This is a genomic window from Sphingomonas sp. M1A8_2b (assembly GCF_053345535.1).
On record NZ_JBKFAH010000001.1, the window covers coordinates 678,330 to 698,623 of the forward strand.

Sequence of the window (20,294 nt, forward strand, 5' to 3'; positions counted from 1 at the left end):
CCATTTCCACTGGTTGTGGGTCTGTTCCCTCTGACTACCCCGGCTGGGGGTCGGTTCGTCGACTCCCTCGTCTCGCGGCACGATTCGAAGAATCGCGCGTTGAGCGGGATATCGGGATTCGAGAACGGGTGTGATGATGATCGGGATGATGCGGCCAGTGACGGCAATCGGGCTGGCCGTCGCGCTGTTCGCGGGCGCAAGTCCTGCGCTGGCGGCGTCGGCCGGCGCACTCGCCGCGATGCCGATCGAGCAGGCCGCGACCGAGCTCTCGCCCAACCAGTTCGTCTGGAAGGACAATGGTTCGAGCGAACCCGTCAGCATCGTCATCAGCCTGCTGGAGCAACGCGCGTTCGTCTATCGCGGGTCGTCGATGATCGCGGCGACGACGATCTCCAGCGGCAAGGACGGCAAGGATACCCCGCTCGGCACCTATCCGATCCTGCAGAAGAACGCGGTCCACAAATCGAGCCTGTACGACGATGCGTCGATGCCGTTCATGCAGCGGCTGACATGGGACGGCATCGCGATCCATGCGGGCCGCAACCCGGGCTTCCCCGCGTCGCACGGCTGCATCCGCGTGCCGCTCGGTTTTGCGAAACAGCTGTTCGGGGTAACGACGCTGGGGACGACCGTGACGGTCACGGACGATTTCGAAGGCGGCGCGATGCCGGAGGCGCCGGTTGTGGATCAGGAGACCGCGGTAGCAAACCTGCGTCAGTCGGTTTCGTTGGAGCAGTGACCTAGCGATAGGCACGGGCGGCGCTCCCTTCCTTGTTCTCCCGCGAAGGCGGGAGCCCAGACTGGGTCCCCGCCTTTGCGGGGAAACAAACTAGGCAGCGATCGGGAGTCCTAGCTCGACCAGCCGCGCGCGAAAATCGGCGGCATTCGTGAACAGCATCGATTCGATTCCCAGCGCCTGCGCGCCCGCCACGTTCGCCGCATTGTCGTCGACGAACACTGCGTCCGCCGCCGCCAACCCGAATCGGTCGAGCGACAGCCGATAGATCGCCGCATCCGGCTTCACCATCTTCTCCTCGCCCGACACGACGATATCCCGGAACCGGTCGAACAGATCGGCTTCACGCGCGCGGAAGGGTGGCCAGAACTCGTGGCTGAAGTTCGTGATTGCGAACAGCGGCACGCCCGCCGAATCGAGCTCCTCGACGATCTCGCGCATGCCCACGATACCCGCGCCGATGCTGTCGTTGAATCGCGGCCCCCACAGGGCGATCAGGTCGGCATGCTGCGGATACAGCGCGGCCAGCTCCGCCGAGGTGTCGGCGAAGTCGCGGCCAGCATCGTGCTGGAAATGCCAGTCTATCGTCACGACGTCGCGCAGGAACGCGTCGAGCGCCCGATCGTCGTCGATCAGGCGCTCGTACAGGATCCGCGGATCCCAGTCGTAAAGAACGCGACCGACGTCGAAAATGACGGCGGTCTTCAGGGGTTTAGCCCTGGCGTGCCTTGAAGCGGCGGTTGGTCTTGTTGATGACGTAGGTACGGCCACGACGACGGATCACGCGGTTATCGCGGTGACGATCCTTGAGCGACTTCAGGGAATTGCGGATCTTCATGATCGATTCGCTTCTTTTCAATTCTAGGTGTGCGGAAAGACGGGATCGCCTAATGGCGGGGTGTGTCCAAGTCAAGCAACGGACACGCTCCTGCCATCCGGGAACCCACTCGGCTGGTCGGAGCGTTACTATAGCGCAACATTCTAAGGAAGTCCCGATGGCGGTTCGTTCGATCCTGGTCCTGGCGCTGGCAGGCGCATCCCTCACCGCGTGCGCGACCGGCCCGTCGCTGCCGCCGACCGAGGTGTTGCGCTATCATCTCGGCGAACCGATCGACCGCGGGACGATCGCGGTCCAGCCGCTCACCGGCGGCGGCCCCGCGAGCCTCGAGTTCAAGACCTACGCGGCGGCCGTACAGGGCGAACTGTTGAAGGCCGGCTATAGTGTGCCGGCACCGGGCGCGAAGCCGTTGCTGGTCGCGACCGTCGGCTTCACCCGTACCACGCAGGCAGGACCGCCCAAGCCGGCGCCGTTCAGCATCGGTCTCGGCGGCGGGGGTTTTAGCGGCGGTCGTGGCGGCGGCGGTGTCGGGCTCGGCGGCGGCGTCGGCTTCCCGATCGGCGGGGGTGGGCGTACCGCCATCCTCGTTTCGGAACTGTCGGTGACGATCAAGCGCAGCGCCGACCAGTCGCCGGTCTGGGAAGGCCGCGCGCAGACCTTCGCCGATGCTCGCAAGGCCGATGCGACGACCGATATTCAGGCCGGGAAGCTCGCCCGCGCACTGTTCATGGGGTTCCCCGGCGAGTCCGGTCGCACTATTCAGGTGAAATGAGCGTACAGACCATGAGCCCCGTCACCATCAACGCAGCCTTCGATGGCGGCAACATTCGTGTTGTCGCCATCGAGGGAGACCGAATCGACCTGGAGATCGTCACCGATTTCCAGTCCGATTTCTTCCAGTGGTTCTACTTCCGGGTGGCGGGGGCGGCTGGCCGCACGCTGACCTACCGCATCTTGAATGCGGGCAAGTCGGCCTATCCTTTTGGCTGGCCGGGCTACAAGACGCGCGCCAGTACCGATCGCAAGGCGTGGCGGATGATCGAGACGCGCTATGCCGATGGTGTGCTCGAATTCGACTTCACCGCCGACACCGATCTCGCCTGGTTCGCCTATTTCGCGCCGTACACGATGGAAATGCACGAGGCGCTGGTGGCGCGCACCGCGCTGTTGCCGGGCGTCGCGCACCGTGAACTCGGCCAGTCGCTCGACGGGCAGGCGATCGATTGCTTCACGATCGGCTCGGGTCCGAAGCAGGTCTGGATCTACGGTCGCCAGCATCCCGGCGAATCGATGACCGAATGGTGGATGGAAGGCGCGCTGGAACGGCTGACCGATTCGGCCGATCCGATCACGGCGGACCTGCTGGCGAAGGCGACCTTCAACGTCGTCCCCAATATGAACCCGGACGGGACGCGCCGCGGCCATCTGCGGACCAATGCCGTCGGGGTGAACCTCAACCGCGAATGGCACACGCCGACGCCGGAGAAGAGCCCCGAAGTCCTGTGCGTGCGCAACGCGATGGACCTGACCGGCGTCGACGTCGCGATGGACATCCACGGCGACGAGGCGATCCCTGCGAACTTCATCGCTGGCTTCGAAGGCATCCCGTCCTGGACCGACGCGCACGGCGGCAAGTTCTACGAATACGGCCGTCGCCTCGCCGCGCACACGCCCGACTTCCAGACCGAGAAGGGCTATCCCAAGTCCGCACCGGGCTCGGCGAACCTGTCGATGTCGACCAACCAGCTTGCCGAGCGTTTCGGCGCTGTCTCGATGACGCTGGAGATGCCGTTCAAGGATCACGACGCCAACGCCGATCCCGAATTCGGCTGGTCGCCCGAGCGCTCGAAACAGCTTGCGCATGCGATGCTGGAGACGCTCGCCGGCATGATCGACGAAATCTGACTATTGAAACCCTCCCCCCCCCCCCCGGGGGGAGGTGGCAGGCGCAGCCTGACGGAGGGGGTGGCGAGCGAAACCTGTGCTCCGTGTCCTCCCCCTCCGTCACCTTCGGCGACACCTCCCCCTGGCGGGGGAGGATTGCGGGAGGGGCGGTCCGTCCTAGCGCTAAACCAAGGAGCCCGAATGCCGACCCTAGTCCTGATCCGCCACGGCCAGTCCACCTGGAACCTCGAGAACCGCTTCACCGGCTGGTGGGACGTCGACATGACCGCCAAGGGCGAGGCCGAGGCCAAGGCTGCGGGCGAACTGATGGCCGCCAAGGGCCTCGATTTCGACCAGACCTTCGTCAGCCTCCAAACGCGGGCGATCAAGACGCTCAACATCGCACTCGAAGCGATGGGGCGGCTGTGGCTCCCGGTCGAGAAGGACTGGCGCCTGAACGAGCGGCATTATGGCGGCCTCACCGGGCTCAACAAGGCCGAGACCGCCGCCAAGCACGGCGATGCGCAGGTCCACACCTGGCGCCGCAGCTTCGACATCCCGCCCCCCGTGCTAGAGGATGGCAGCGAGTTCGACCTGTCGAAGGACCGGCGCTACGCTGGCATCGCGATCCCCAGGACGGAGAGCCTCAAGGACACCATCGCTCGCGTCCTTCCCTACTGGGACGAGCGCATCGCGCCGGCGCTGAAGGACGGCCAGCGCATCCTGATATCCGCCCACGGCAACTCGCTGCGGGCGCTGGTGAAGCATCTGTCGAATATCCCGGACGACGAGATCACCGGGCTGGAGATCCCGACCGGCCAGCCGATCGTGTATGAGCTGGATGCAGACCTGAATGCGACGGATCGGTATTACCTGAGCGAGCGCTGACACCGTCCCGGAAGTGACACCACCCCGGCGGAGGCCGGGGCCCAAGTGGAAAGGTGGCAGTAACGGAGCGCCGCCACCGGTTAGCGACGTTTCCCAATTGGGCCCCGGCCTCCGCCGGAGTGGTGCAGTTTTGCGTGGCAGGTACCACTCCGATCACCAAAACATTGCCCTAACCCCCGCCCATCGCTAGGCACGGCGCTCCTTTGATCCGGGGACGGAAATGGCTCTAGTCGGCATCATCATGGGCAGCACCTCCGATTGGGAGACGATGCGCCACGCCGCCGAGACGCTCGACGCGCTCGACGTCGCGTATGAAACCAAGGTCGTTTCCGCGCACCGCACCCCGCAACGCCTCTATGACTACGCGACGACCGCCGCCGATCGCGGCCTGAAAGTCGTGATCGCCGGCGCAGGCGGCGCGGCGCACCTCCCCGGCATGGCCGCCTCGATGACGCATCTCCCCGTGCTCGGCGTGCCCGTCGAATCGAAGGCGTTGAAGGGCATGGATAGCCTGCTCTCGATCGTCCAGATGCCCGGCGGCATCCCGGTCGGCACGCTGGCGATCGGCAAGCCCGGCGCGATCAACGCCGGGCTGCTGGCCGCCGCAATCCTCGCGACGTCCGACGATGCTCTTGCCGAGCGCTTGAAAGCCTGGCGCGCCACACAGACCGACGCCGTCGCCACCGACCCCGCCTGAAAGACGATAGCATGACGCCGCTTCCCCCCGGATCGACCATCGGCATCCTCGGCGGCGGCCAGCTCGGCCGCATGCTCGCCACCGCCGCGGCGCAGCTCGGCTATCACACGCACATCCTCGCGCCCGACCAGGAGAGCGTCGCCGCGCAGTCCGCCTCGACGATGACGCGCGCCGATTATCACAACCGCATCGTGCTCGCCGACTTCGCCGATGCCTGCGACGTCGTGACCTACGAGTTCGAGAACATCGACGTCGACCCGGTCGAATGGCTCGCCGACCGCGTCCCCGTTCACCCGAGCCCGCGCGCCCTCCGCGTGGCGCAGGAGCGGATCGGCGAAAAACGGTTCGTGGAGAGCGTCGGCGGCCGCCCGGCACCCTGGGCCGCAGTCGACAGCCTCGAAAGCCTGCAGGCGGGCCTGAAGGCGATCGGCACCCCCGCCATCCTCAAGACCGCCCGTTTTGGCTATGACGGCAAGGGCCAGGTCAAGATCGACTCTCCGAACGGCGTGCAAGCCGCCTGGGACACGATCGGCGGTCCCGCAGTGCTCGAAGCGTTCGTCCCGTTCGAGCACGAGTTCTCGATCCTGATCGCCCGCAGCCTCGACGGCAGCATCGCGCGCTACGATCCACCACTAAACGTCCACCGCGAAGCGATACTCCGCCACTCGACCGTCCCCGCACCCGCTGCCGTGCTGGCCCAGGCTGACGAAGCCGCAGCGCTCGCGGAGCGGATCGCCGCCGAACTCGACTATGTCGGCGTGCTGGCGTGCGAGTTCTTCGTCGGCGCCGACGGCCCGGTTTTCAACGAGATGGCGCCCCGCGTGCACAATTCCGGGCATTGGACGATCGAAGGCGCCGAATGCTCGCAGTTCGAAAACCACATCCGCGCGATCTGCGGCCTGCCACTCGGCGCGACGACGCTGAGCGGACGGGAAGCGACGATGGAGAACCTGATCGGCGACGACGCGGAGCGTTGGGCGGAGGTGCTGGCCGAACCCGGCGCGCACCTGCACCTGTACGGCAAGGGTACCGCGCGGCCGGGGCGTAAGATGGGCCACGTCACGCGGATCCGTCGCTAACGCCGGTTCCGTTCTACCCCCCACTCCGTTCGCCCTGAGCGAAGTCGAAGGGTGTGCCCCAGGCGGAGGTGCTTCGACTTCGCTCAGCACGAACGGGTTTTAGGCTGAGGGCTCGCGTCTTTGCGCGCGAACCCTCATCTTAGAAAATAAGAAGAAAAATGGTGCCCGGAGACGGGGTCGAACCGCCGACACTGCGATTTTCAGTCGCATGCTCTACCAACTGAGCTATCCGGGCACGTCCGGTCTGGGACCGGAGAAGCGTCCGACCTTGCGATCGGAAGGGCGCGTTTAGTCGGGGTCTTCGGCGCTGTCCAGCCCCGTTTGCGAGATTGGCCGCCCGGGAATGCGATAGCCTTCGCCAAGCCACTGCAACAGGTCGCGGTCGCGGTGGCGGCTCGAGCAGAACGGCTTGTATTCGGGTGCCGCGGGCTGGTCGCAAATCGGGCATTTGACGGTTGTCATCAGGCGCTCTCCAGTTCGTGGACGACGCCTGTGCGGCGCGCGAGTTCCGCCAGCCAGGCAGGACGCGCCATGAGGCGTGCGTGGACGGCCGCGGGCAAGGTATGGCGGCGCGAGGCGGTCGGTGGCGTGCGTTCGAGCGTGCGGAGCGTCGCGCGGGTCGCTGCACCGACCGGATCGCTGCGGAGGATCTCGGGGATCGACGCGCGGGAGCGGGGGCGAACGATCTGCAGGAAGCCGAAGCCGTTCATCGCGGTGCGCTCGAACGGCTGCGGCAAGGATTCGTCGATCGCGGCGGCGACGGCGTTGCGCTGAGCCTTGCCCTGCAACGTCGGGAAATCGATGCCGATCGAGCCGCCGATCCCGTGTCGGCGAAGCGCGCGGGCGACGGCATGCGCGGCGGCAATCGCGAGCATGTCGAGCGGCGGCGCGCCGTCGACGTCGAACAGCGTCATCGCGGGCGTCGGCGAGAGGCGGAGCGCGCCGAGCGGGAAGACGATCTCGCCGCTGGTCGCTTCGTCGAGCAGTTCGGACCAGCCCGCCGCCTCCAGCGCGTCGGTTTCGTGCGAACGCAGGCTGCGGACGGGCAGGCCGGTCGCCAGGAGGCGCTCGTACAGCGTCGGAGCAGGGCAGGGTGGCAGGTCGCTGGGAACGGCCTTGGTGAGCTTTGCACGGCCGGCTTCGGGGAGGGCCTCCCGGACGATCTCGACGGTCAGGCTTGCGCCCTGCGTGATGCCCTGGGGGAGATGGTTGATCAGCGCCTCGCCGCCATCGAGCACGACGCGACCACGACGGCCGGGTAAGAGCTCTACCAGCCGCGCGCGGGCGATCATGCCGACCTTGAGGGCGTCACTGTCGCGTTCGATGGCGGCTTCGATAATCCGATCGTCGTCCACCAGCGCGGCGCGCGCTTCGCCGATGCCGGCTTCGTAGAGCCATTCAGGCCCCGTATCAGGCAAGCGCGACGCCTGCGGTCTTTAGCAGCGCCCGCGTTTCGAACAGCGGCAGGCCGACGACGCCCGAATGACTGCCCGACAGGAAGCGGACGAACGCCTCCGCGCGGCCCTGGATCGCATAGCCGCCAGCCTTGCCGAGGCCTTCGCCGCACGCAAGATAGTCGTCGATCTCGGCGGGGGAGAGTGGCTTGAACGCGACGATCGTGTCGGCGATGCGGGTGCGGACCTTGCCGGTCGCGTCGATTACGCAGACCGCGGACAGGCAGTGATGACGCCGGCCCGACAGCTTGCCGAGCAGGTCGCGCTGGATTTCCAGCGTGTCGGCGGGCGGCAGGATGCGGCTGCCGAGCGCGATCGTCGTGTCGCCGGCGAGGACGATCTCGCCCTCGGCGCGCGCAACGGCGTTGGCCTTTTCGACCGCGAGGCGAAGCGCGTAGGCGCGCGGCGGTTCGGCCTTGCGCGGCGCTTCGTCGATATCGGGGGATTCCACGCGCGACGGCACGACGCCGAGCCGCGCGAGCAGATCGCGGCGGCGGGGCGAGGAAGAGGCTAGGACCAGCACAGGTGCCTCGTCTTGAAAAGCGGCGGGCGCCGGAGCGCCCACGTCTTGATGTAAAGCAGTGGGTGCTGCGCACCCACGGGCTTATTTGAAGCGGTAGGTGATGCGACCCTTGGTCAGATCGTACGGCGTGAGTTCGCACAGCACCTCGTCGCCGACCAGCACGCGGATGCGGTTCTTGCGCATCTTGCCGGCGGTGTGACCGAGAATCTCGTGGTCGTTTTCGAGCTGAACCCGGAACATCGCGTTGGGGAGGAGTTCCACCACGCGGCCGCGCATCTCGAGCAGTTCTTCCTTGGCCAAATATAATCTCTGAATTGGGGGAATTTCGGGACGAGCGCCCTTACCGCAGGTTCGCGAAAAAGGAAAGCACGGCCGAAGCGCGGTCACCGGCCCTGTGCCCGTGCCCGCTTGTGTCGGTAGGATATCGTCGTCCGGCATGATGGAAACAAGGGCGTGGTGTGCAAGTGTTCCGCCATCCGGACCACCCCCCGTCATCCTGACGAAAGTCAGGATCCAGGATAATTGAGGACAGCCCCTTGTCGCTCTGGATCCTGACTTTCGTCAGGATGACGGGGCGATGGCGATCACGACATTCCGGCGCACTCACAGCAAGTTCGGCTGGTGCGCCGTCGCCTCGCGCGCGGCACGGCGGAAGGCAGCGCGGTCGACGTTGGGGATGCGCGGCCGCTTGCCCTGGAACAGGTCGGCGAGCGTCAGGATCTGAAGCTTCGGAAACGTCTCGTCGACACCGGCGCGATAGATCCCGACCGCGGCGGCGCGGCGCTCCATCTCGCGCGTGGGCTTGGCGTTCATGATCAGGATGCCGATCGGTGCCTTTTCGCGCGCGATCGTCGCGGCGAGCGTCTCGACCATCGCAGTGTCCGGATTGAGCCCGCCCTTCACCGACACGATCGCGCGGTGCGTCACCATCTTGCCCGACGCCGGATCATGGTCGTTGAAATAGATCAGGCCATCGATGCCGCCGTCCGCGCCCTTTTTCCGGCCGCCGAATGGCAGCGCGTCGACCATCGAGACCGCCCACCACTGAAACTGGTATTTGTCGCGCAACGCGAGATCATAGGCGGAGGCGAGATCTTTCGGCGTGCCCTCAACGGTGAAGGTGACGGCGGGAAATGCGTCTTTCATCCGCTTCTCGATCAGCGAGATGGCGAGATGCGTAACGTCGATCCCGATCCATTGCCGCTTCAGCTTTTCGGCTGCGTGCACCGCGGTGCCGCACCCACAGAACGGGTCGAGCACGACATCGCCTTCGTTCGACGACGCGGCGATGATCCGTTCGAGCAGCGCCACGGGTTTCTGCGTCGGATAGCCGAGCCGTTCGTGCGACTGCGAGTTCAGCAGCGGGATCTGCCAGACGTCGTTCTCGCGCACGCCGCGATCGTCGATCGACGTGACGTAGGTTTCCTCGCCCTTGATCCGGGTATGGTGGTTCTGTTTACGTCGCAGCGACTTCTCGGTGTACGCGGTATAGCCGGTGTTGAAGATATAGTCGTTCGATCGCGTGTAGAAGAACAGCGTGTCGTGAAGTTGCTGGAAGCGCCGCGCGCCGCCCGTCCAGCGTCGATAATGCCAGATGATCTCGTTGCGGAAACCGTGCGCGCCGAACACGGCATCAAGCAGCAGTTTCAGATAGTGGCTCGCGGTCGGATCGCAGTGGAGATACAGGCTGCCGGTGGGTTTCAGGACGCGGTGCAGTTCGATCAGGCGGACCGCCATCATCGCCAGATACGCCATCATGTCGTTGTCGCCGAGGAACCCGCGCATCGCGTTGAGCAGGTCGAACGCCTTGGTGTTGCCGCACCGCTGCACCTGATCGAAGGCATCCTCGGCGCGCTCGTTCCAGTGCCACGTGTCCTCGAATGCCTCGATCTGCGCATTCGACGACTTGCCGTCGGGCTCCTTGAACAGGATGCCGTAATTGGCGTTCGAATTGAACGGTGGATCCAGATAGATCAGGTCGACGCTGTCGTCGGCGATTTCCTTGCGGAGGACGGCGAGGTTGTCGCCGTAGAAGAGATGATTCTCGGGGCGATTTCGCATTGTCGGACGATGCGGGAATAATCGCGTGCTCGTCCAAGCAAGATGCATCCACAGTCGGCGGAGATAATCCGTTACGGAGAGTTCTCGCGAACCGCCGTCATTCTGACGAAGATCAGAATGACGGCGGTCTTCGAACGCTTACCCCACTCCGCCGCCGGCCAGCGCCGCGAGCAGCAGAAGTGCCACGATGTTGGTGATCTTGATCATCGGGTTCACCGCGGGGCCGGCGGTGTCCTTGTAGGGATCGCCGACGGTGTCGCCGGTGATCGCGGCCTTGTGCGCCTCGGATCCCTTGCCGCCGTGATGGCCGTCCTCGATGTATTTCTTGGCGTTGTCCCACGCGCCGCCGCCGCTGGTCATCGAGATCGCGACGAACAGCCCGGAGACGATCACGCCGAGCAGCATCGCGCCGAGTGCGGCGAAGCCGGCGGCCTGGCCCGCGACCGCGGTGATGATGAAATACACGGCGAGCGGCGACAGCACCGGGAGCAGCGAGGGCACGATCATCTCGCGGATCGCGGCCTTGGTCACGAGGTCGACGGTCCGCGCGTAATCGGGGCGGCTGGTGCCGAGCATGATGCCGGGGTTGTTGCGGAACTGCTCGCGGACTTCCTCAACGACCGCGCCGGCCGCGCGACCGACCGCAGTCATGCCGAATGCGCCGAACAGGTACGGGAGCAGCGCGCCGAGCAACAGGCCGACGATAACGTACGGGTTGGACAGGCTGAAATCGACCGTGACATCGGGGAAGTACGTCGCGAGATCGGTCGTGTAGGCTCCGAACAGCACCAGTGCGGCAAGCCCGGCCGAGCCGATCGCATAGCCCTTGGTCACTGCCTTGGTAGTATTGCCGACCGCGTCTAGCGCGTCGGTGCGCTGGCGAACATCATCGGGCAGCCCCGCCATCTCGGCAATGCCGCCTGCGTTGTCGGTGACGGGGCCATACGCGTCGAGCGCGACGACCATGCCGGCCTGCGCGAGCATCGCGGTCGCGGCAAACGCGATGCCGATGATCCCCGCCAACTGGTACGCGACGATCACCGCGACGACGATCACGAGCGTCGGCAGCGCGGTGGATTCGAGGCTGATCGCCAGCCCCTGGATGACGTTGGTGCCGTGGCCGGTCTCGGACGCCTTGGCGATCGACTGGACCGGGCGGTGGTTGGTGCCGGTGTAATATTCGGTGATCCACACGATCAGCCCGGTGACGACGAGGCCGATCATCATCGACCAGAACAGGTCCATGCCGGTGAAGCTCTGGGTCAAGGAAGGTGCCGCCTGCGTGGTCAGGTCGTCGGTGGCGGGATCGAGGAACCCGGCGCCACCGATCACGCGGTGGAGGTCGCCGAGCACGTACTGCGTGGCGAGGTAGATCGCCGGGATCGACAGGATCGTCGAGGTGAAGAAGCCCTTGTAGAGCGCGCCCATGATCGAGCCCTTGCCGAGCCGCACCATGTAGGTGCCGATGATCGAGGTGACGATGCACACCCCGCCGACGAGCAGCGGGAGGGTCATCAGCCGCATCAGCTCGGCACCGCTCGCCTGGATCAGCAGCGCGATCGAGATCATCGTCACGCCCAAGGTGACGACGTAGGTCTCGAACAGATCGGCCGCCATGCCCGCGCAGTCGCCGACATTGTCGCCGACATTGTCCGCGATCACGGCGGGGTTGCGGGGATCGTCTTCGGGGATACCTGCCTCGACCTTGCCGACGAGGTCCGCACCGACGTCCGCCGCCTTGGTGAAGATGCCGCCGCCCAATCGCGCGAAGATCGAGATCAGCGATGCACCGAACGCAAGTGCGGTCAGTGCCTCGACGATGATCCGGTCATTGGGGGCATGGCCTGCGGGGCCGGTCAAATACCAGAAGAATGCGCTGATCGCGAGCAGGCCGAGACCCGCCACGAGCATGCCGGTAACCGCGCCAGACCGGAACGCCATCGTCAAGCCGGCCTGCAGCGACGTCCGCGCGGCCTCCGCAGTCCGCACGTTGGCGCGGACCGAAATGTTCATCCCGACATAGCCCGCGACGCCCGACAGCACCGCGCCGATGACGAAGCCGATCGTCGAGATCATCCCGAGCGTGAACAACAGGATCGCCGCGACGATGACGCCGACGATCGCGATCGTGGTATATTGCCGCCCGAGATAGGCCTTTGCGCCTTCCTGGATGGCGGCGGCGATGTCCTGCATCTTCTCGTTGCCGGGGGACGCGGCGAGCACCTGTCGACTGGTGACGAAACCATATAGGACGGCGATGACGCCGCAGATCATGGCCAAATAGACGGTCGTCATACGGCGCTATCCCTCTTGTCAGGTCCTCTCCGGTCTCGAATTTGCCGAGTCCCGATGCAGGGAACCTATCAGTGCAGGGGCATTGCGCAAGTTATCCGCGCGGGGCGTGCTCATAGCCTAGACTTGGCGGGAGCGGTACGGGCTTGCCCGAGTCGTGGAGGGTGAGCCCGGAGCCGGCTGAGAACGTACCGACGAGAGTCGCGTTGGTGACGAAATCTTGCGGTGCAGCGAAGAGGAGCTGATAGTCGTCGCCGGCCGTCGCCGCGGCCAGCCGGTCGCCGGAAAAGGCGCGGTAGGCGTCGGAGAGCGGAATGCGGGCAAGGTCGATCGTGACCGCGACGCCGCTGGCGCGCGCCATGCGGGCGGCGTCGATAAGCAGGCCATCGGACACGTCCATCATCGCATGGACGCGGGGGGCGAGGATGCGGCCATCGGCCAGGCGGGGGTGCGGGCGGCGGTAGGCGGCGAGCAACTCCGGCGGACCGTCCTTGCCTAGCGCGATCGCGAGTCCCGCGCCTGCGTCGCCGATCGTGCCGGTGACATAGAGCGCATCGCTTCCTCGCGCGCCGTTGCGGGCAGGGGCGGCGGCATCGCTCCCGAAGGCGGTGACGGTGAGGATGCGCGGTGCGTTCGGGGGTAGCGTAACCGTGTCGCCGCCGATGATTTTTGTGTCGAAGGCCGTCAGGACATCGGCGAGCCCTTCGAGGAATGCGCGATCCCACGCGTCGTCGCCTAGCGGATAGTTGAGCAGAATACCCTCGGGCTTCGCGCCCTTGGCGGCGAGATCGGAGAGGTTGGTCGCGACCAGCTTCCACGCGACGTCCTGTGCGGAGTCGGTCGGGAGGAAGTGCACGCCTTCGACCAGCGTGTCGGTAGTAACGACGAGCGGGCCCGCGTCGAGCAGCGCGGTGTCGTCGTTTAGCCCCCGAGCCGCCGGATGCAGCGGAATCTCGCGCAAGGCAGCAATGAACTCGGCTTCGGTCATTCTCTGCTCCCTCTCCCCTCTGGGGAGAGGGCTGGGGTGAGGGGCTGTTCCAGGCGCCGCACTGCTTGGCAGCCCCTCACCCCGACCCTCTCCCCGGCGGGGAGAGGGAGTTTTCAGGCGCGCACTTCTTTCGCGATCCCGTCGAGCAGCCCGTTCACGAACCCCGATTCCCGCTTGTCGTAGAACGCATGCGCGACGTCGACATATTCGCTGATCACCGCGGCCACCGGCACGTCCTTGCGCGCGAGCAGCTCGTACGTGCCGACACGGATAATCGCCTTCATCGGCTTGTCGAGCCGCGCGAGCGTCCAGCCCTTGGCGAGTTTGCCCTCGATCAGCACGTCGATCTCGCCCGCCCGCGCGTTCGCACCGGTGACCAGATCGTCGAAGAAATCGACGTCCGCCTCGGCATATTCGACGTCTTCGATCGTCGCGCCGAGCCGGTGCTGGTGGAATTCGTTGAGCAGGACGGGCATCGCGGTGCCCTCCATCTCGTGCTGGTAGGTCGCCTGGACGGCGGCGAGGCGAGCGGCGGCACGCGCCTTGGTGCGGGGGGCGGTTCGAGTCATAAGCGGTTGCCTGTAGGCGCGGGGGGCGTGTGTGTCAGCCCTTTGCGTTTCCGTTCGGGTTGGCGAAGAAGATTGGTTCACGCGGAGACGCGGAGACGCGGAGATGTTGCGTGCGGCGCAGCCGCTTAGATCTCTTCATCCGCCGATGATTGAAGGGCCGCTACGCGGCAAGGTCGACACCTCCGCGTCTCCGCGCCTCCGCGTGAACCAATCTAACTGTTGAGCCGTAGCCGCAACGCCACCGATTTTGCGTGTGCAGGTAGACCCTCGGCGTTTGCCAAAGCGACCGTGGCAGGGCCGAGTTCGCGCAAGGCTGCCTCGTCCAACGCCAGGAAGCTGGTGCGCTTCATGAAGTCGAGCACCGAAAGTCCGCTGGCAAACCGCGCCCGACGGCCGGTTGGGAGGACGTGGTTTGGGCCGGCGACGTAATCACCGATCGCCTCCGGCGTGTAGCGACCGAGGAACACCGATCCGGCGTGACGGATGCGGTCGAAGAATCCTTGCGGGTCGGGGATCGCCAGCTGGAGATGCTCGGCGGCGAGGCGGTCGACCAGCGGGATCGCGTCCGCCAGCGTGTCGACGACGATGATCGCGCCGTTGGTGTCCCACGCGACGCGCGCGACGGCTTCGGTGGCGAGTTCGCGCAACTGGCGGTCGACGGCAGCAACGACCTTGTCGGCGAAGACGTCGTCGTCGGTGAACAGGATCGACTGCGTGCTGGGGTCGTGCTCGGCCTGGCTGAGCAGGTCGGCGGCGGTCCATTCGGGGTCGTTGAGCGCATCCGCGACCACGACGATTTCCGACGGACCCGCGACCATGTCGATGCCGACGACGCCGTAGACCTGGCGCTTGGCTTCGGCGACCCAGGCGTTGCCGGGGCCGGTGATCACGTCGACCGGCTCGATCCGGCCCGCGCCGTAAGCGAGCGCCGCGACCGCTTGTGCGCCACCGACGCGCCACACCTCGTCGACGCCGGCGAGATGCGCAGCGGCGAGGACGAGTGGGTTGATCTGGCCGTCGGGGGTCGGCGTAACCATCGTCAGCCGCCCTACGCCCGCAACCTTCGCCGGGATCGCGTTCATCAGCAGCGACGAGGGATAGGCGGCACGTCCGCCGGGGACGTAGATGCCGGCGGCGTCGACGGGCAGCCAACGCGCGCCGAGCCGGACGCCTGCGGAGTCGACCGAGTCGCTGTCGAGCGGGCGCTGTTTCTCGTGATAGGCGCGGATGCGGGTGGCAGCGAGTTCGAGCGCAGTGCGGAGGTCGGGATCGAGCGCCTCGAACGCGGCCTTGCAGTCGGCGGCGTCGATCTGCCAGCCGGTGGCTTCGAGATCGTGGCGATCGTGCTTCTGCGTGAGATCGCGGAGCGCGGTTTCGCCGTCGCGGCGGACCGCAGCGATGATCGCAGCGACGTCCTGCGTGACGCCTGCGTCGGACTCGCGACGGTCCTCGACCAGCGCGGTGAAACGGGCGGCGAAGTCGGCGTCTGTGGTGTGGAGGCGGATCACATTCCCCTCCCGCTTGCGGGAGGGGTTAGGGGAGGGAATGACATAGCCTCGCACGGTACGATCGGGGAAGGGGTACCCTCCCCCGACCCCTCCCGAAGGCGGGAGGGGAGCAGAAGGTTGGCGCTCATGCCGCGATTTCCTGCACTTCAACGGCGCGGCGGAATGCCTCGACCAGCGGCACCACCCGGCTGCGGGTTTTCATCGCGGCGCGGTTGACGACCAATCGGCTCGTTACCTCCATGATCGTCTCGACCTCTACCAAGCCGTTTTCCAGCAACGTCCGCCCCGACGACACGAGATCGACGATCCGCGGCGCCAAGCCCAGCGTCGGCGCCAGTTCCATCGCGCCGTTGAGCTTCACGCACTCCGCCTGCACGCCACGGCTGGCGAAATGCGCGGCCGTCACATGCGGATATTTGGTCGCGACACGGACATGGCTCCACCCGCGCGGATCGTCCTGAGCCGCCATTTCGGCAGGCTCGGCGACCGACAGGCGGCAATGGCCGATGCCGAGGTCGACCGGCGCATACAGCTCGGAATAGCCGAATTCGGCGATCACGTCCGAGCCGACGATCCCCAACTGAGCAGCCCCATGCGCGACGAAGGTGGCGACATCGAACGCGCGCACCCGGATCAGCGAGATCGCGGGATCATTGGTCGCAAAGCGCAGCGCACGCGAGTTCTCGTCGGAGAACGACGCCTCAGGATGCACCCCGGCGCGCGCGAGCAACGGCAGGGCCTCGGCGAGGATGCGTCCCTTGGGGACGGCGATGATGATCTGGGAGGGGGGCTGAGAATCTGGCACGCGCCGGGCTTTACGGGGGGGGCTTGGTGGGTGCAACAACCTGCGCATGGCAAATGTAAAGGCAAGTTGCTCGGCGTTCGAAATCCAGGCGGGGTATTGCGCGGCGATGGATGCCCCAGTCACGGCGCGGGTTTGTACCGCGCTGGCAGACTCGCTCGATCGGGACAGCGAGACGGGACGGCGAGTGCTCGACTGGCCGGGCGAGCCGGTTGCCGATGCGCTGGCGCTGCGGCTGGTCGGCGGATTGCACGCGCTGCACCGGTCGGGCGTCGATCCCGCGCTCTCTACCGTGTTTTCCGGCGCGGAGACCGACCCGGTGCGCGTCACGGCCATTTTGAAAGCCACGCTCGTCGCGCACGATGCGGCGTTGCTGCCGTGGCTCGACGGGCCGCCGCAGACCAACGAGGCGGCGCGGTCGGCGGGCATGATGACCGGCATATTGCACCTCGCCGAGCGGTACGGGCCGCGGTTCGAGGTGCTGGAGATCGGATCGAGCGCGGGGCTGAACCTGCTGATCGATCGCTATCGGTTCGATCTTGGCGGCGTGACGGTCGGGCCATCGGCATCGCCGGTGACGATCCGCCCCGAATGGCGAGGGCCTCCGCCGCCGAGCGTTCGGTTCGAAATCGAGTCGACGCGCGGCGTCGATATCCAGCCGGTGGATGTCGCCGATCCGGTCGCGGCGGCGCGGCTCGAGGCGTATGTCTGGGTCGATGCGGTCGAGCGGCAGACGCGGCTCGCCACGGCGATCGCGATGGTGCGCGAGGGTGGCGTCGATCTGGTCGAAGGCGATGCGGCGGACTGGGTCGAAACGCAACTGACCTTGCCGCAGCCCGAGGGCGTCACGCGCGTGCTGATGCATTCGGTGGTGTGGCAGTACCTGCCGGCCGCGTCGCGCGAGCGGATTCGCGTCGCTATGGAGATGGCGGGGACGCGGGCTACCGTCGAGCGACCGCTAGGCTGGGTCATGATGGAGCCTAACCGCGATCTGCACCGGCATGAGGTCCGCGTGCGGGGATGGCCGGGGGAGCGGCCTATGGAACTGGTCGCGCTGACACACGCGCACGGCGCCTGGGTCGAAGGCCTCGCCCCGCCCTACAAGACGCGCGAGTACGTCATGCGGCGCGGGGCGTATGACGCGGAATAGGAAACGGCCCGGGATTGCTCCCAGGCCGAACCAACTTGTTCAGTAGAAGCTCAGTAGAAGCTCAGTAGAAGAAGCCGTTGTTGACCTGCACGACGCGACCCGAGCGGATGTCGACCAGGACGACGTCGCGGCCGTAGCGGACCCAGCGCTGATAGCCGTAGCCCGGACGGGGCAGGCGGTACGTCTGGTAGTCGTTGATCCAGTAGTTGCGGCCGTAATAGGCGGGGGCGAACCGGTAGCCGACGGTCACTGGGCGATAATTATAGCCGCGCGGGCCGACATAGGCGGGGCGGCGATAGACGTTGCCGTGCGTGCGGCGATAATCGCGCCAGTCCTCGCGCGCTTCACGACGATCTTCGCGCAGTTCCTGGCGGGCTTCGCGGATGTCACCGCGGTCGCCGTAGCGGCGTGCGCGCTGCAGGTCGCGCTGGCTCTCGCGGATTTCTCGCTGGTCGCGGCGGACTTCGCCGTAGCTCTGCGCGGTGGCGAAGGTTGGGACGAGGGTGGCGGCGGCGACGGCCGCGAGGATCATCTTACGCATGACTGCTCTCCTGTGTTCGGTGCCGAATCAACGGCATGGACAAGGTTTTGCTCCCGCGCCGCTGAACGATCGCGGAATGTGGTGGTCAGGATTCAGACAGGTGGCGCGCTTCGGAGCGAGCACCGATCAGCCAGCAAGTTTTCCGATCCTCCCCCGCCAGGGGGGGGTGGCGCTGAAGGCGACGGAGGGGGAGGACACGGAACGGAGGTTTCCCTTACCGCCCCCTCCGTCTGGCAAGCGCCAGCCACCTCCCCCTGACGGGGGAGGATCGAGAGGGTTCTCAGATTCCCCAGCGGCGCATTGCGGCGATCACCGCGTCGGGTTTCTGCCACGGTACGAAATGGCCTGCGTCGATCTGCTCGATCGTGAGGTCGGGGACATAGGCGGCGAGGTCGAGCTGGCTTGGCAGTAGCGCGCCGTCCTGCATACCCCAGATCACCAGCACCGGCATCGCGGTCGGCGGGAACGGCGCGTCGAAAAAGGCGGGGCGAGGCGGCGTTTCGTCCATGGCGGGGACGACGATCGCGCTCGCGCGGTACCAGTTGAGCATCGCGGTGATCGCGCCGGGCTGGCCCCATTCGTCGAGATAGGCGGCCTTGTCCTCGGCCATCGCGGCGAGATCGGCGTGCTTCGAGAAACTGGTGTCGAAGAAGGTTTCGAGACCGATCGACTCGATGTGCTTTTCGAGATCGGGGTTTCGGAAGGCGCGGATATACTGGCTGGCGGCGCGCTGTTCGAGGTCGTCGAACATGGTACGCTGGAAGACGAGCGGGTGGGGGGCGTTGATGATGACGAGCTTGGCGATGCGCTCGGGGTGGCGCAGTGCCGCCATCCACGCGACCGCGCCGCCCCAGTCGTGGCCGACCAGCGTGAAGCGGTCGATCTTCAGGTGGTCGGCAAGCGCGATCAGGTCTGCGACGATCTTGTCGGGGGTGTAGCTGTCTACGCCTGCGGGCTTGGAGGAGCGCGCGAAGCCGCGTTGGTCGGGGGCGACGACGTAATGGTCGCGGGCGAGGTCGGGGGCGATGGCGCGCCAGGTGCGGTGCGATTCTGGGAAGCCGTGGAGCAGGATGACGGGCGGGTTCGCCGGGTCGCCGGTGATCGCGACGTCGAGTTCGATGCCCGTGGATAGTGCGATGCGTTGCAGTGTCATCATTCCCCTCCCGCTGGCGGGAGGGGTCAGGGGAGGGCCTGCCGGTTCGCGCCGCCCCTGGATCATGCCCTCCCCCGACCCCTCCCGCAAGCGTGAGGGGAGCAGAAGGCGTATCTCCCCTCCCGTAAACGGGAGGGGTTGGGGGAGGGCTCGCGGCCTATTTCGCACGGATCGCTCGCTGATGGCGCGTGCCCACCCCTACCCCCTCCCGCTTGCGGGAGGGGAGGAGTCAGGGATAGCTGACCGTCTTTGGGATCGCGGGGATTTCGATCCATTCCTTTTCGTCACCGGGCACTTTCGGGAAATTGCCCGCGTTCCAGTCGCGCTTGGCCTGCTCGATACGATCCCGGTTCGAGCTGACGAAGTTCCACCAGACATGGCGCGGCGTCGTGAACGCATCGCCGCCACACAGCATCGCGCGACCACCGTGCGCGGACCGCAGCGTTGCGGCGATACCGGGGCGCAGGACGTACAGCACCTGCGGCTCCAGCTTCACGCCTTCCAGCGTCGCCTCGCCCATCGCAAGATAGATCGCGCGCTCCTCGGCGGCCGCGTCGATCGGGACGCTCGCGCCGGGATCGAGCGCGATGTCGGCGTAGATCGTCCCCGAATAGGTCGTGGTCGGCGCGGTCTGGCCCCACAGGCTCCCCATGATGATCCGCGAGCGCGCGCCGTGCGCCTCGATCGTCGGCAGTTGCGCCTTGGTGACGTGCTCGAAGGCCGGATCGATCTCCTCGACAGCTTCGGGCATCGCCAGCCAGGTCTGGATCCCCGACAGGTTCGGCCCCTCGGCACGCTCGTCGCCGGGCGAGCGCTCGGAATGGACGATGCCGTGGCCCGCGGTCATCAGGTTCACCGCGCCGGGCTCGATCCGCGCCTGCGTGCCGAGCGAGTCGCGGTGGTCGATCGCGCCGTCGAACAAGTAGGTGACCGTCGACAGGTTGATATGCGGATGCGGCCGCACGTCGATGCCTTGCCCCACGTCGAGATGCGCCGGGCCCATCTGGTCGAAGAACAGGAACGGGCCGACCATCGTCCGTTCCTTGTTGGGCAGCGTGCGGTGGACCTTGAACCCGCCGAGATCGTGCGTCGACGGCAGGATGGTCTGGAGGACGAAATCATCGAGCATGC

General features: G+C 66.4%; 22 protein-coding genes and 1 tRNA gene. 7 read left to right on the forward strand and 16 right to left on the reverse strand.

Annotated elements, in window-relative coordinates:
* Positions 1-133 precede the first annotated feature (133 nt).
* Positions 134-739, forward strand: coding sequence for a L,D-transpeptidase family protein (locus ACLBWL_RS03280; RefSeq protein ID WP_447790199.1), 606 nt, complete (start codon positions 134-136; stop codon positions 737-739).
* A gap of 90 nt (positions 740-829) precedes the next feature.
* Here ACLBWL_RS03280 and ACLBWL_RS03285 read toward each other — a convergent pair whose 3' ends face one another.
* Positions 830-1,444 carry an HAD family hydrolase gene (locus ACLBWL_RS03285; protein ID WP_447791971.1) on the reverse strand — a complete coding sequence of 205 codons (615 nt, stop codon included), beginning with the start codon at positions 1,442-1,444 and terminating at the stop codon, positions 830-832.
* Positions 1,445-1,448: 4 nt separating this feature from the next.
* Positions 1,449-1,574, reverse strand: a complete 126-nt coding sequence (gene ykgO / locus ACLBWL_RS03290; RefSeq protein ID WP_003046794.1) for a type B 50S ribosomal protein L36 — start codon at positions 1,572-1,574, stop codon at positions 1,449-1,451.
* A gap of 157 nt (positions 1,575-1,731) precedes the next feature.
* On the opposite strand from ykgO, the gene ACLBWL_RS03295 reads away from it, so the two are divergent.
* The 5 genes from ACLBWL_RS03295 to ACLBWL_RS03315 all read left to right on the forward strand — a co-directional run bounded on the left by ACLBWL_RS03295 (position 1,732) and on the right by ACLBWL_RS03315 (position 6,122).
* Positions 1,732-2,346 carry a DUF4136 domain-containing protein gene (locus tag ACLBWL_RS03295; RefSeq protein ID WP_132897404.1) on the forward strand — a complete coding sequence of 205 codons (615 nt, stop codon included), beginning with the start codon at positions 1,732-1,734 and terminating at the stop codon, positions 2,344-2,346.
* Entirely contained in the window at positions 2,343-3,479 is a 1,137-nt protein-coding gene (locus ACLBWL_RS03300; protein ID WP_447790202.1) for a M14 family metallopeptidase, read from the forward strand. The genes ACLBWL_RS03295 and ACLBWL_RS03300 overlap by 4 nt, the downstream gene beginning before the upstream one ends.
* 180 nt (positions 3,480-3,659) lie before the next feature.
* Positions 3,660-4,346 carry a 2,3-diphosphoglycerate-dependent phosphoglycerate mutase gene (gene gpmA / locus ACLBWL_RS03305; protein WP_447790204.1) on the forward strand — a complete coding sequence of 229 codons (687 nt, stop codon included), beginning with the start codon at positions 3,660-3,662 and terminating at the stop codon, positions 4,344-4,346.
* A gap of 220 nt (positions 4,347-4,566) precedes the next feature.
* Positions 4,567-5,043, forward strand: coding sequence for a 5-(carboxyamino)imidazole ribonucleotide mutase (gene purE, locus ACLBWL_RS03310; protein ID WP_447790206.1), 477 nt, complete (start codon positions 4,567-4,569; stop codon positions 5,041-5,043).
* A gap of 11 nt (positions 5,044-5,054) precedes the next feature.
* Positions 5,055-6,122 carry a 5-(carboxyamino)imidazole ribonucleotide synthase gene (locus ACLBWL_RS03315; protein WP_447790208.1) on the forward strand — a complete coding sequence of 356 codons (1,068 nt, stop codon included), beginning with the start codon at positions 5,055-5,057 and terminating at the stop codon, positions 6,120-6,122.
* A 159-nt stretch (positions 6,123-6,281) separates the two neighbouring features.
* Here ACLBWL_RS03315 and ACLBWL_RS03320 read toward each other — a convergent pair.
* The 11 genes from ACLBWL_RS03320 to hisG all read right to left on the reverse strand — a co-directional run bounded on the left by ACLBWL_RS03320 (position 6,282) and on the right by hisG (position 16,322).
* Positions 6,282-6,357: transfer RNA gene (locus ACLBWL_RS03320), tRNA-Phe, on the reverse strand.
* Positions 6,358-6,410: 53 nt separating this feature from the next.
* Positions 6,411-6,584 carry a DNA gyrase inhibitor YacG gene (locus ACLBWL_RS03325; RefSeq protein WP_447790210.1) on the reverse strand — a complete coding sequence of 58 codons (174 nt, stop codon included), beginning with the start codon at positions 6,582-6,584 and terminating at the stop codon, positions 6,411-6,413.
* Entirely contained in the window at positions 6,584-7,540 is a 957-nt protein-coding gene (locus ACLBWL_RS03330) for a ribonuclease (protein ID WP_447790212.1), read from the reverse strand. Before ACLBWL_RS03330 ends, ACLBWL_RS03325 begins: the two co-directional genes overlap by 1 nt.
* Entirely contained in the window at positions 7,533-8,099 is a 567-nt protein-coding gene (locus ACLBWL_RS03335; protein ID WP_447790214.1) for a Maf family protein, read from the reverse strand. The genes ACLBWL_RS03330 and ACLBWL_RS03335 overlap by 8 nt, the downstream gene beginning before the upstream one ends.
* 81 nt (positions 8,100-8,180) lie before the next feature.
* Positions 8,181-8,399, reverse strand: coding sequence for a translation initiation factor IF-1 (gene infA / locus ACLBWL_RS03340; RefSeq protein WP_031441079.1), 219 nt, complete (start codon positions 8,397-8,399; stop codon positions 8,181-8,183).
* Positions 8,400-8,702: 303 nt separating this feature from the next.
* Positions 8,703-10,160 carry a DNA-methyltransferase gene (locus tag ACLBWL_RS03345; RefSeq protein ID WP_447790216.1) on the reverse strand — a complete coding sequence of 486 codons (1,458 nt, stop codon included), beginning with the start codon at positions 10,158-10,160 and terminating at the stop codon, positions 8,703-8,705.
* 138 nt (positions 10,161-10,298) lie between these two features.
* Entirely contained in the window at positions 10,299-12,455 is a 2,157-nt protein-coding gene (locus ACLBWL_RS03350; protein ID WP_447790218.1) for a sodium-translocating pyrophosphatase, read from the reverse strand.
* Between the two features lie 91 nt (positions 12,456-12,546).
* Positions 12,547-13,440 carry a thiamine-phosphate kinase gene (thiL, locus tag ACLBWL_RS03355; RefSeq protein WP_447790220.1) on the reverse strand — a complete coding sequence of 298 codons (894 nt, stop codon included), beginning with the start codon at positions 13,438-13,440 and terminating at the stop codon, positions 12,547-12,549.
* 113 nt (positions 13,441-13,553) lie between these two features.
* Positions 13,554-14,009 (reverse strand): transcription antitermination factor NusB, encoded by a 456-nt coding sequence (gene nusB / locus ACLBWL_RS03360; protein WP_056488135.1) that lies wholly within the window; start codon positions 14,007-14,009, stop codon positions 13,554-13,556.
* 212 nt (positions 14,010-14,221) lie between these two features.
* On the reverse strand, positions 14,222-15,517 hold the full coding sequence (gene hisD / locus ACLBWL_RS03365; RefSeq protein ID WP_447790222.1) for a histidinol dehydrogenase: 1,296 nt from the start codon (positions 15,515-15,517) through the stop codon (positions 14,222-14,224).
* A 124-nt stretch (positions 15,518-15,641) separates the two neighbouring features.
* Positions 15,642-16,322, reverse strand: a complete 681-nt coding sequence (gene hisG, locus ACLBWL_RS03370; RefSeq protein WP_447790224.1) for an ATP phosphoribosyltransferase — start codon at positions 16,320-16,322, stop codon at positions 15,642-15,644.
* 46 nt (positions 16,323-16,368) lie between these two features.
* Here hisG and ACLBWL_RS03375 point away from each other — a divergent pair, with 46 nt between their 5' ends.
* Complete coding sequence (locus ACLBWL_RS03375; RefSeq protein ID WP_447790226.1) at positions 16,369-17,469, forward strand: DUF2332 domain-containing protein; 1,101 nt, start codon at positions 16,369-16,371, stop codon at positions 17,467-17,469.
* Between the two features lie 61 nt (positions 17,470-17,530).
* Here the strand turns inward: ACLBWL_RS03375 and ACLBWL_RS03380 are convergent, their stop codons facing one another.
* From ACLBWL_RS03380 to ACLBWL_RS03390, 3 genes are all read right to left on the reverse strand, one after another.
* Positions 17,531-18,010, reverse strand: a complete 480-nt coding sequence (locus ACLBWL_RS03380; protein WP_447790228.1) for an RcnB family protein — start codon at positions 18,008-18,010, stop codon at positions 17,531-17,533.
* A gap of 280 nt (positions 18,011-18,290) precedes the next feature.
* Entirely contained in the window at positions 18,291-19,166 is an 876-nt protein-coding gene (locus ACLBWL_RS03385; protein WP_447790229.1) for an alpha/beta fold hydrolase, read from the reverse strand.
* Positions 19,167-19,392: 226 nt separating this feature from the next.
* Entirely contained in the window at positions 19,393-20,292 is a 900-nt protein-coding gene (locus ACLBWL_RS03390) for a pirin family protein (RefSeq protein ID WP_332756016.1), read from the reverse strand.
* Between the last annotated feature and the right edge of the window lie 2 nt (positions 20,293-20,294).

Bases quoted from the DNA above. Each gene is read 5' to 3' on its own strand.
- ACLBWL_RS03280 (WP_447790199.1), top strand. From the start codon at position 134: ATGATGATCGGGATGATGCGGCCAGTGACGGCAATCGGGCTGGCCGTC.
- ykgO (WP_003046794.1), bottom strand. From the start codon at position 1,574: ATGAAGATCCGCAATTCCCTGAAGTCGCTCAAGGATCGTCACCGCGAT.
- ACLBWL_RS03295 (WP_132897404.1), top strand. From the start codon at position 1,732: ATGGCGGTTCGTTCGATCCTGGTCCTGGCGCTGGCAGGCGCATCCCTC.
- ACLBWL_RS03300 (WP_447790202.1), top strand. From the start codon at position 2,343: ATGAGCGTACAGACCATGAGCCCCGTCACCATCAACGCAGCCTTCGAT.
- gpmA (WP_447790204.1), top strand. From the start codon at position 3,660: ATGCCGACCCTAGTCCTGATCCGCCACGGCCAGTCCACCTGGAACCTC.
- purE (WP_447790206.1), top strand. From the start codon at position 4,567: ATGGCTCTAGTCGGCATCATCATGGGCAGCACCTCCGATTGGGAGACG.
- ACLBWL_RS03315 (WP_447790208.1), top strand. From the start codon at position 5,055: ATGACGCCGCTTCCCCCCGGATCGACCATCGGCATCCTCGGCGGCGGC.
- ACLBWL_RS03325 (WP_447790210.1), bottom strand. From the start codon at position 6,584: ATGACAACCGTCAAATGCCCGATTTGCGACCAGCCCGCGGCACCCGAA.
- ACLBWL_RS03345 (WP_447790216.1), bottom strand. From the start codon at position 10,160: ATGCGAAATCGCCCCGAGAATCATCTCTTCTACGGCGACAACCTCGCC.
- ACLBWL_RS03350 (WP_447790218.1), bottom strand. From the start codon at position 12,455: ATGACGACCGTCTATTTGGCCATGATCTGCGGCGTCATCGCCGTCCTA.
- thiL (WP_447790220.1), bottom strand. From the start codon at position 13,440: ATGACCGAAGCCGAGTTCATTGCTGCCTTGCGCGAGATTCCGCTGCAT.
- nusB (WP_056488135.1), bottom strand. From the start codon at position 14,009: ATGACTCGAACCGCCCCCCGCACCAAGGCGCGTGCCGCCGCTCGCCTC.
- ACLBWL_RS03375 (WP_447790226.1), top strand. From the start codon at position 16,369: ATGGCAAATGTAAAGGCAAGTTGCTCGGCGTTCGAAATCCAGGCGGGG.
- ACLBWL_RS03380 (WP_447790228.1), bottom strand. From the start codon at position 18,010: ATGCGTAAGATGATCCTCGCGGCCGTCGCCGCCGCCACCCTCGTCCCA.
- ACLBWL_RS03385 (WP_447790229.1), bottom strand. From the start codon at position 19,166: ATGATGACACTGCAACGCATCGCACTATCCACGGGCATCGAACTCGAC.
- ACLBWL_RS03390 (WP_332756016.1), bottom strand. From the start codon at position 20,292: ATGCTCGATGATTTCGTCCTCCAGACCATCCTGCCGTCGACGCACGAT.